This window comes from Actinomadura sp. 7K507 (genome assembly GCF_004348425.1).
Taxonomy (GTDB): Bacteria; Actinomycetota; Actinomycetes; order Streptosporangiales; family Streptosporangiaceae; genus Spirillospora.
In genome coordinates this window covers 1-6,446 of record NZ_SMKK01000365.1, presented here as the reverse complement: position 1 = coordinate 6,446, position 6,446 = coordinate 1, and the positions used below count along the sequence as shown (strand labels likewise).

The following is a 6,446-nucleotide window of genomic DNA, read 5'->3' as shown; positions in this document are numbered from 1 at the left end:
GCCCCCTCCTCCGACCCCACCCCCGCTCCTTCCGCCGGCGCGCGCGCACACTCGTCTCCTGGTGGTGCGTCCCCCGCTGGTGATGTCCCCGCTGACGCGTCGCCAGATGACGCGGACCCCGAGGGCGCTTCCGCTGGAGCGTCCGAGGGCGAACGGCACGGCAAGACCGGCCGCAACCTTCCGCTGGCCGTCGTGGTGGGTGCCGGCCTCGGCGCATTGACGCTGCTCTCTCTCTACACGGTCAAGGAGATCTTCCTTGCCGTGATGGTCGTGTTCCTCTTCCTCGGGATGCGCGAGCTGACCGAGTCGCTCAAGAGCCGCGACATCGTCGTCCCGTTCATCGCGGTCGCGACCGGCATGGTCGGCACACCGGTCGTGGCCTATGTGTGGGGACCCACCGCCGCGGTCGCGGCGGTGTCGCTCACGGTGCTCGCGGTCCTGATGACGCGGATGCTGGAGGGCGCCGACGGATACGTTCGCGACGTCGCCGCCGGGTCGCTCGTGGCCGGGTATCTGGTCCTGATGGGCGGGATCGTCGCGCTGCTCATGCGTCCCGGCGACGGCGACCACCGCACGGTCATCTTCGTCGCCGTCACGGTCGCCAGCGACATCGGCGGCTACTTCGCGGGTGCGTTCCTCGGCAGGCACAAGCTGGCGCCCACGATCAGCCCCAAGAAGACCTGGGAGGGCCTCGCCGGCTCGGCCGTCATGTGCATGCTCGTCGGCGGCTGGCTGGTGTGGTGGCTTCTGGACGGCGGCCAGATCTGGCACGGCGTGCTGGTCGGCCTCGCCGCCGTGGTCACCGCGACCGCGGGCGACCTCGTCGAGTCGATGATCAAGCGCGACCTCGGGATCAAGGACATGGGAACGCTCCTCCCCGGCCACGGCGGGGTGATGGACCGCCTCGACTCGCTGGTCGCGACGGCCCCCGTCGTCTGGCTCCTCTTGGAGCTCTTCGTCCCGAGCTAGCCCCGAGCCAGGTCGTCAGGAGACGATCCAGGAACGGCCCTCCTGGGAGAGGCGCCGGATGAGCGCGTCCGAGCCCTCGTTCTTGGCGTAGCGGTGTTCCTCGCCTGTGATGGGCACGAGCCACAGCCACCGGACGGGGTCGCCGCTGAGCGTCAGCCCGGTCAACGCGGGGCCGTCAGGACCCGCCAGGCGGCTCGGATCGTCCAGGAGAAGCACGCCCTCCCACTTCGCCTCGTCGGTGCCGAGGGGGAACGTGCGGGACTCGTGGTACCACTTGACGACGTCTCCGGGGGCGAACCATGTCACCGATCGCCACGGGTACTGCGCCAGCCACGGGAAGATGCTGCCCGCCCGCTGGCTGGGAAGAGTGCTCGCGACGGCCAGTTCGATCCGTCCGTAGGGGGTGACGTCGTCCTCGTACAGTTCGACGGTGGGCATCCGCTGGCGGCACATTCCGACCGTGCTGAGCACGGTGAACTCGCGGCCGCCCCGTGCCGGGCGCTCGGACACTCCTACGGTCGGGGCCACGCCCGTGCGGCCGCTTCCCAGTTGGCGGCCGACATCGTGCCAGTAGTGGCCCCCGGGCCCGAGGCGTTGCAGCAGATGGCCTAGCACCGACTGCTGGAACTCTGCCCAGGAGTCGTCGGCGCGGCACATCTTCCAGTGCTCGCGCGCCCGGTCGATCCGTGGCCCGAAGTCCTCGACCTCCTCCTCCAGCGGGAAGGCGAAGGGGCTCTGCCGCGTCGCGTCACGCGCGTATCCGGGGATGCCGCGTCCCATGTCGGACCAGCCGGGAATCACGAACAGCGGGTCGCCGGCCTCCAGGACGGCGACCCCGTCGCCCTCCTCGAACCAGACGACCTCCAGGCCCTCGGTGTCCAGCGCCTTGCGTCCCTCCGGATGGCGGACATGGGACTCGGGCAGGATCGGGGCACGGCCCGCCTCCAGACGGGACCGGTCGAGCTCCGGCGGGGCCTTGCGGTGGTTCCCGACCCAGGCCGCCCCGACGACCGAGTCCCGTGCGTCCTTCAGGTAGGCCGCGGTGACGTCGCCATCGGTCTCGATGGTGAGCCGCCGACTACCGTACGGGCTGGCCGCAGCGTGGACGACCGTGGCCGCGGACCTCCGGGACGAGGCGGCCCCCCTGCGCAATACCGACATGATCGAGACCTTAGTCGCACACAAGGTCATGTGCAGGAATGTCGTGGTACGGGCAAGCGGGCGTGTCCGCGGACGGACGATGCACGGGCCGGTGTTTGCGACACTGGTAGGACCATGTCTACCACCCCGCCCGCCACCGACGGCTCCGCGTCCGAGAAGACCCCGGCGAAGCTGGTCTTCGCCGCCCCGAGGCGCGGCAAGCCGCCGCGGCATCTCGCCGACCTCACCTCCGCGGAACGCCGCGAGGCGGTCGCCGAGCTGGGTGAGAAGCCTTTCCGCGCCGACCAGCTGTCGCGGCACTACTTCGCCCGCCTGGTCGACGATCCGGCGGAGATGACGGATCTGCCCGCCGCCGTCCGCGAGCGGCTCGTGTCCGAGCTGCTGCCGCCGCTCCTGACCCCGGTGCGGGAGATGGACTGCGACGACGGCACGACGCTGAAAACCGTCTGGAAGGCGTTCGACGGCGTGCTGTTCGAGTCGGTGCTGATGCGCTACCCGGACCGCGCCACGATGTGCGTGTCGTCACAGGCGGGGTGCGGCATGAACTGCCCCTTCTGCGCGACGGGTCAGGCGGGGCTCACACGAAACCTTTCCACGGCCGAGATAGTCGAGCAGGTCGCCGCCGGCGCGCGCGCTCTGGCTCGCGGGCGCGTCCCCGGCGGCCCCGGACGCGTGTCCAACATCGTCTTCATGGGCATGGGCGAGCCACTGGCCAACTACAAGGCCGTGATAGGCGCGGTACGCCGCATCACCGACCCCGCGCCCGCCGGCCTGGGCATCTCCCAGCGCTCGGTGACGGTTTCCACGGTCGGGCTCGTCCCGGCGATCGAGAAGCTCGCCGCCGAGGACATGTCCGTCCGGCTGGCGGTGTCCCTGCACGCGCCCGACGACGAGCTCCGTGACGAGCTCGTGCCGGTCAACAACCGCTGGAAGGTCGCCGAAGTCCTTGACGCCGCCTGGGCCTACGCCGGACGCAGCGGCCGGCGAGTGTCGATCGAGTACGCGCTCATCAAGGACGTCAACGACCAGGCGTGGCGGGCAGATCTCCTGGGCAGGCTCTTGCGCGGGAATCTCGTACACGTCAATCTGATCCCGTTGAACCCAACGCCGGGGTCCAAGTGGACCGCGTCACGGCCCGAGGACGAACGCGAGTTCGTCCGGCGGCTGGAGGCCCACGGGGTCCCGGTCACGGTGCGCGACACTCGGGGCAGGGAGATCGACGGGGCCTGCGGTCAGCTGGCCGCGTCGACCAAGGACTGAGCGCGCCGCGGGCGTTGTCCCTGGCGTCCCGCGGCCGCGGGGATGCGGGCTGAGGAGCACGGTGCCGGTGAGGACAGGTGCGCGGCTGCCGGTGGCTTTGCGCGGCTATGACCGGAAGCAGGTGGATACCCTGCTGCAGCGGATCTCGCAGGCGCTGAACGGCGGACCGCCGATGTCCGCGGACGAGGTGCGAGAGACCCGCTTCGACGTGGTCCTGCGCGGCTACGATCCCCGCGCCGTCGACGAACTGGTGCGCGAGTGCATCAGGGAGCTGCAGGCCGCGGCGCCGATCGGCGAACGTCCCGGCCGGTCCCGCGCGCAACCCGGCTGGCTGATCAACTGGATCCAGAACGCGCGCTTTCCCGGTGCGGGCCTGCGCTCGGGCTATGACGTCCGGGACGTGGACGCGTTCCTGGACCGTGTGGTCGCCGGGCTGCGCGGCATCGCCCCGCCGGTGACCGCCCGCGACGTGCGGGAGAGCAGTTTCCGCATCGTCCGGCTCGGACCGGGCTACGACGAGCAGGAGGTCGACCGCTTCCTGCTGCAGCTCGCGGGCGCCCTCGAACGCCGCTGACGAAGTTATCCACAATTTGGCCGGACGCTGCGGGCCGCCTTCGCGGCGGGTGACGCTACGTGCATGGATCACTTCGCGGCACAGTACGGCCGGCTCCGCTCGCTCTTCGCCGCCTTCCTGGCCTCCGAGACCACCGCCGCCCTGCTGTCCCTGGCCAGGCCCGCGCTGAGGCTCGGCGCGGAGGGCGAGGTACCCGTCCATCTCGGCGGTCTTCCGATGCTGCCGCCGGGCGAGCCCTGGCCGCGGTGGAACGGCCGGCCCCTCGACTTCCTCGGCGCGATCGACTTCACCGACCTCACCCGCTTCGGCGAGATCTCCGGCCTGCCGTCGACGGGCGAGGCCGCGTTCTACTACGCCAGCGAGATCCCGCGCCCCTGGGGCGACGCGGCCGCGCAACGGGACGGCTGGCGGATCTTCACCGGCGACCTCGAGCGCGCGACCCCGCCACCGGATGCCTCGACCTATCCCCGGACGCGCCTGCACGCGACGCCGTTCCTCTCCCTGCCCTCGCCCCAGGAGCCCGCCACGCGCCGCCTGGAGGCCGCCTGGAGCGGCTTCCTGCCCGTCTATGAACAACTGCACGCCGCCTGGTCGCAGCACAACTGGCCGGGCGACATGCCCGCACACCAGTTGGGCGGCTGGCCATCACTCGTCCAGCGCCCGATCGGCCCCGACTGCCTGTACGCCACCACGGGCCGCCCCCTGGACTCCCTGCATCCCCCTCCGCTGTCCCCGGAGGAGCAGCGCGCGGTCGAGGAGTGGCGCCTCCTGCTCCAACTCGACTCCGACCACCGCCTCGGCTGGTACTGGGGCGACCCCGGCCGCCTCTACTTCTGCGCCCGTCCGACCGACCCCCTGGAGGAAACCTGGCTGACCCTCCAAGCCACCTGAGGCGCCACAACGCCTCGCCGATCCCGTATGTCAGGAGGCGGGTGGTCAGAGGCGGTGTCGGGTGGTCGCGACGTAGGCGGCGCCGACGACCGCGGACCAGAGTGCCAGATGGAGGGCGATGGAGGGGAAGCTCGATGTGAACTCGCCGGGGCCGCCATGGGCGGCGCGGAGCCACTCGATCACCGGGACGGAGAGCCACGCGAACCGGCCGATGCCGAGGAGCACCAGCGCCGTCACGGCGCTCAGGAGCGCCAGCACGGATAGGCCGGGAGCGGGGATCAGGGCGCGGCTGGTCCAAGCGCCGACGAGTGTGGCCGGGACGGCGGCGAGGAGGTAGAGCGCACAACCAGCCAGGATCGCGCCTCCTGGCGAACCGGCCTGAATCGCCTGGATGAGAGGAACCGTCAATGCGACGACGCCCAGGAACAGGTTCACGGAGTAGGCCGCGAGCAGCCCCGCCCACGTGGGCATGGACGGGCGGCGCGCCGCCGTGGCCGTCAGCAGGCGCTGTTCGTCCGGCTGGGTGTCGAGGAGGGCGCGCGCCGCCCAGGCCCCTATGGGGACCATGAACGCCGCCACGTCCCCGAACGTCCCGACGGCGAGGCCGGCGGCGTCCGGCCCGCCCGGTCCCTGGATGAGGACCAGCGCCACGATCAGCACCACGACGATCAAGGGGTGCAGGATGCGCAGCGAACGGACATAGCCCGCGACCTGGAACCGCACGAGCGCGATCATCGCTCGGGCCTCCGCACCCGGTAGCCGTCCGCGCGCAGCTTGGTCTCCACGGTATCGGCCTCGTCCTCGGGGACCTCGACCTCCAGCAGGGTCCATGGGGTCGCCCCGGAGGGGAGGCGGGTCACGGTTCCTTCCGCCACGCGCAGCCGGTCGATGCCGGGGAGAGCCTCGACGCAGCGCTGGTGGTCGCTGACGACCACGATCGTGCCCGCGTCCGCGAGCTCGAAGATCAACGCGGGTAACGTTTCGCGTGCTGCCGCGTCCAGGCCGGCGAACGGTTCGTCCAGGATGAGGAGACCAGGGGCGGCCATGAGGGCCTGCGTGAGGCCGACCTTCTGCGCGCTGCCCTTCGAAAGCTCGGGAAGCCGCACGTCCAGGAGGTGATCGCATCCGAGCCGCCGCACCCATGTGTCCATGGCATCCGCGGGGACGCGGCGGATCGCGGCCATCTGGCCGAGGTAGGCGCGGACGGTGAACGGCTGGTCCACCGGGAAGCGTTCGGGTGCGTACCCGACCCGGCCGGGCCTGTCCTTGACGACGCCGCCGCGCGGCCTGCGCAGACCGGCGATCACACGGAGCAAGGTGGACTTCCCGGCGCCGTTGCGTCCGGTCACCTCGGTAACGCTGCCTGGAGGAAGTGACAACGTGACGTCCCTGAGGAGCCAGGGGTTCTTCCGGCGGTAACGAAACGCCACACCTTCCAGCCGCATGAGAACCGCAGAGTAGGGACCGGCGCGTAAGAACGCCGTTAGCCGACTCGGCCGGGGACGCCCCCACAGCCCGTCAACGACAGGGCGATCAGCCATAACACCGCCTGGTGGCCAAGATCGCCGCCGCCGGGGAGACAGAAGGGGAA

At 71.1% G+C, this 6,446-nt stretch carries 7 protein-coding genes; 4 read left to right on the top strand and 3 right to left on the bottom strand.

Annotation, left to right across the window (positions count from 1 at the left end):
* Positions 1–192: 192 nt before the first annotated feature.
* On the top strand, positions 193–969 hold the full coding sequence (locus E1285_RS42400; RefSeq protein ID WP_243723440.1) for a phosphatidate cytidylyltransferase: 777 nt from the start codon (positions 193–195) through the stop codon (positions 967–969).
* Positions 970–984: 15 nt separating this feature from the next.
* Here the strand turns inward: E1285_RS42400 and E1285_RS42395 are convergent, their stop codons facing one another.
* Complete coding sequence (locus E1285_RS42395) at positions 985–2,130, bottom strand: suppressor of fused domain protein (RefSeq protein ID WP_132160510.1); 1,146 nt, start codon at positions 2,128–2,130, stop codon at positions 985–987.
* Between the two features lie 114 nt (positions 2,131–2,244).
* Here E1285_RS42395 and rlmN point away from each other — a divergent pair, with 114 nt between their 5' ends.
* The 3 genes from rlmN (at position 2,245) to E1285_RS42380 (ending at position 4,855) form a co-directional block, all read left to right on the top strand.
* Positions 2,245–3,390 (top strand): 23S rRNA (adenine(2503)-C(2))-methyltransferase RlmN, encoded by a 1,146-nt coding sequence (rlmN, locus tag E1285_RS42390; protein WP_132160508.1) that lies wholly within the window; start codon positions 2,245–2,247, stop codon positions 3,388–3,390.
* 67 nt (positions 3,391–3,457) lie between these two features.
* Positions 3,458–3,964, top strand: coding sequence for a DivIVA domain-containing protein (locus E1285_RS42385; protein ID WP_132160506.1), 507 nt, complete (start codon positions 3,458–3,460; stop codon positions 3,962–3,964).
* Between the two features lie 63 nt (positions 3,965–4,027).
* Positions 4,028–4,855, top strand: coding sequence for a YwqG family protein (locus E1285_RS42380; protein WP_132160504.1), 828 nt, complete (start codon positions 4,028–4,030; stop codon positions 4,853–4,855).
* A 45-nt stretch (positions 4,856–4,900) separates the two neighbouring features.
* On the opposite strand, the gene E1285_RS42375 is transcribed toward E1285_RS42380, so the two are convergent.
* Together E1285_RS42375 and E1285_RS42370 are read right to left on the bottom strand one after the other, a co-directional pair.
* The gene (locus E1285_RS42375; protein WP_132160502.1) at positions 4,901–5,590 is read right to left on the bottom strand and encodes a hypothetical protein; all 690 of its coding nucleotides are present in this window, start codon (positions 5,588–5,590) and stop codon (positions 4,901–4,903) included.
* A complete protein-coding gene (locus E1285_RS42370) occupies positions 5,587–6,300 on the bottom strand; it encodes an ABC transporter ATP-binding protein (protein ID WP_132160500.1) in 714 nt (237 codons plus the stop codon). Before E1285_RS42370 ends, E1285_RS42375 begins: the two co-directional genes overlap by 4 nt.
* Positions 6,301–6,446: the final 146 nt, after the last annotated feature.